The sequence below is a fragment of the Dolichospermum planctonicum genome (assembly GCF_005402965.1).
GTDB classification, from domain to species: Bacteria; Cyanobacteriota; Cyanobacteriia; order Cyanobacteriales; family Nostocaceae; genus Dolichospermum; species Dolichospermum planctonicum.
In genome coordinates this window covers 1-668 of sequence record NZ_BJCF01000131.1, presented here as the reverse complement: position 1 = coordinate 668, position 668 = coordinate 1, and the positions used below count along the sequence as shown (strand labels likewise).

Genomic DNA, 668 nt, shown 5'->3' with positions numbered 1-668 from the left:
CGCTAATAACACCCTTGACGGTGGTTTAGGCAATGATGCTTTAATTGGTGGTTTAGGCAACGATACCTATATTGTTGATAATCTCAATGATACCATTATCGAAAATACCGACCCAGGTATAGACACCATTCGATCTAGTGTTACTTACACTATTCCTACCAACGTTGAAAACCTAAATCTGACAGGAACAGCAGCTATTAACGGTACAGGGAACGCACTTAATAACGTCATCACAGGTAACGACGCTAATAACACCCTTGACGGTGGTTTAGGCAATGATGCTTTAATTGGTGGTAAAGGCAACGATATCTATATTGTTGATAATCCCAATGATACCATTATCGAAAATACCGACCCAGGTATAGACACCATTCGATCTAGTGTTACTTACACTATTCCTACCAACGTTGAAAACCTAACTCTGATAGGATCAGCAGCAATTAACGGTACAGGGAACGCACTTAATAACGTCATCACAGGTAACGGCGCTAATAACACCCTTGACGGTGGTTTAGGCAATGATGCTTTAATTGGTGGTTTAGGCAACGATACCTATATTGTTGATAATCTCAATGATACCATTATCGAAAATACCGACCCAGGTATAGACACCATTCGATCTAGTGTTACTTACACTATTCCTACCAACGTTGAAAACCTAAATCTGA

1 protein-coding gene is annotated in these 668 nt (G+C 40.0%); it reads left to right on the top strand.

Going from position 1 to position 668, the window contains the following annotated elements:
* A partial coding sequence (locus tag FFO06_RS21300) for a calcium-binding protein (RefSeq protein ID WP_162501224.1) occupies positions 1 to 668 on the top strand: 668 nt, incomplete at both ends.